The 2,497-nt window shown below is 77.6% G+C and carries 1 protein-coding gene and 1 pseudogene; both read left to right on the top strand.

The genetic code is table 11. The features are described 5' to 3' along the window. The coding region (locus V7793_RS36355) for an amino acid adenylation domain-containing protein (RefSeq protein WP_336013947.1) at positions 1-2,240 on the top strand (2,240 nt) is incomplete at its 5' end. Further along, a pseudogene (locus tag V7793_RS36350) lies at positions 2,240-2,497 on the top strand (4-phosphopantetheinyl transferase); the annotation flags it as partial. The gene V7793_RS36355 and the pseudogene V7793_RS36350, both read left to right, overlap by 1 nt.

Genomic DNA, 2,497 nt, shown 5'->3' with positions numbered 1-2,497 from the left:
CGCTGGCCGCGCACCTGCCCACCGACCCCGGCCGGGCCCTGACCCCGCAGCACCCCGCGTACGTCCTGCACACCTCCGGCACCACCGGAGCACCCAAGGGCGTCGTCGTCCCGCACTCGGCCGCCGACAACCGGCTGCGCTGGATGCAGGCGCAGTACCCGCTCGCCCCCGGCGACCGCGTCCTGCACAAGACCCCCGTGGGCTTCGACGTCTCGGTGTGGGAGCTGTTCTGGCCGCTGCGCGAGGGCGCCACCCTCGTCCTGGCCGGACCCGGCGCCCACCGCGACCCCGCGGAACTCGCCCGCACCATCCGCGAACAGGGCGTCACCGTCACCCACTTCGTGCCCTCGGTGCTCCAGCTCTTCCTCGCCGGTCCCGGCGCGGCCGCATGCACCGGCCTGCGGCACGTCTTCAGCAGCGGCGAGGTCCTGCCGCGCGCCACGGCCGAGGACTTCCACCGGCTGCTGCCCGGCGCCGCCCTGCACAACCTCTACGGCCCGACCGAGGCGGCCGTCGACGTCACGCACCACACCTGCCGGCCGGGCGCGACCGGACCCGTCCCCATCGGGCGGCCCGCCTGGAACACCCGCCTCTACATCCTCGACGCGGCCCTGCAGCCCTGCCCGCCCGGCGTCCCCGGCGAGCTCCACCTGGCGGGCGCCCAGCTCGCCACCGGCTACCTCGGCCGGCCAGATCTGACGGCCGAACGGTTCGTGGACGACCCCTTCGCGGGGCCCGGCGCACGCATGTACCGCACGGGCGACCTCGCCCGCTGGCGGGAGGACGGCGAGGCCGAGTACCTCGGCCGCACCGACCGCCAGGTCAAGCTGCACGGACGCCGCATCGAACCCGACGGCGTCGAGGCCGTCCTGCTGGCCGACCCCCGCGTGCAGGCGGCCTGCGCCGTCGTCCGCGAGGACCGGCCCGGCGACCGCCGCCTGGTCGCCTACGTGACTCCGGTCTCGGCGGATGCCGCCGCCGAGACCGGCACCTTCCCGCGGCCCGCCCCGGACGCCCTGCGCGAGTCGCTGGCCGCGCAGCTGCCCGAGGGCATGGTGCCGAGCGCCGTCGTGGTCCTGGACGCCTTCCCCACGGGCCCCAACGGCAAGCTGGACCGCGCGGCGCTCCCCGCGCCCGGCCCGCAGGCCGACGCCGGGTCGCGGGCCCCGGCCGGGCCCCGCGAGGAGACCCTGACGCGCCTGTTCGCGGAGGTCCTCGGGCTGCCCCACGTCGGCGTCGACGACAGCTTCTTCGCCCTCGGCGGCACGTCGCTGCTCGCGGTCCGGCTCGTCGCCCGCGTCCGGGACGTCTTCGGCGAGGACGTCGGCGTCATGGGCGACGTCGCCGGGGAGGACGGCCCGTTCGCCATGGGCACCCTCTTCCGGGCCCCGACCCCGGCCGCCCTCGCCCGCAGACTGGGCGGCACGGACGGCACGGCCGACCTGGACGGTGCGCCGCTGGAGCCCGTACTGCCGCTGCGCGCCACGGGCAGCCGTACGCCGCTGTTCGCCCTGCCCCCGGCGGCCGGCCTCGGCTGGTGCTACGCGTCGCTGCTTCCCGGCCTCGGCCCCGACCAGCCCCTCCACGCCCTCCGGGCCCGGGGCCTGACGCCCGGTGAGCCGCTGCCCGCGACGCTGGAGGAGACGGCCGCGGACCACGCGGAGCGCATCCGGGAAATCCAGCCCCAGGGCCCCTACCGGCTGCTGGGCTGGTCGGCGGGCGGCGTCCTCGCGCACGCCGTCGCCGTACGGCTGCAGGAGGCCGGGGAGAAGGTCGAGCTGCTCGCGATGCTCGACGCCTACCCCGCGGCCGCCGCGTTCGAGGAACAGGCCGTCCTCGGCGCCCTGCTGGACATGGCGGGCTGCGCGCACGGCGACGGCGCCCCGCTCACCCGGGACGGCGTCCTCGCCGCCCTGCGCGCCGACGGCGGCCCCTTCGCCGCGCTGACCCCGCGCACCCTGCAGGCGGTGGTGGACGTCGCGCTCGGCACGACGGCCCTCGCCGGGCGGCACCCGCACCGCGTCTTCGACGGCGACGTGCTGTTCTTCACGGCCACGGGTGAGGACGGCGTCACGGGTACGGACGGGGCCGCGGGATCCGTGACACGGGAGGCGTGGCGGCCCTACGTCACGGGTAGGGTGATCAACCGCGACATCGCCTGCCCGCACGCGCACATGACGCAGCCGGGGCCGGCCGCGGAGGTCGCCGAGGCGGTGACCCGCCACCTGGGGGAGAGCTGATGCGCGTGAGCGACGGGCCGGGCACCGCGCCCCGGGTCCTCGGCGAGGACCCCCTTCCGGGGGTGTGGACGCCCGGCCCGCCGCACGTGTGGCTCCTGCGGACCGACCGGCCCCTGCCCGCCCCCGGGCAGGACCCGGAGCGCATCCTCGACGCGGGGGAGCGGGCGCGCGCCGCGGCGTTCGTGCGCGACCTGCACCGCGAGCGCTACGTCGCCTCGCACACCGGGCTGCGGCTGCTCCTCGGCGCCTACCTCGGC

It is taken from the genome of Streptomyces sp. KLMMK (genome assembly GCF_036961605.1).
GTDB classification, from domain to species: Bacteria; Actinomycetota; Actinomycetes; order Streptomycetales; family Streptomycetaceae; genus Streptomyces; species Streptomyces telluris.
Note: the sequence above shows the minus strand (reverse complement) of the source record. Positions and strands in the feature narration are given on the sequence as shown.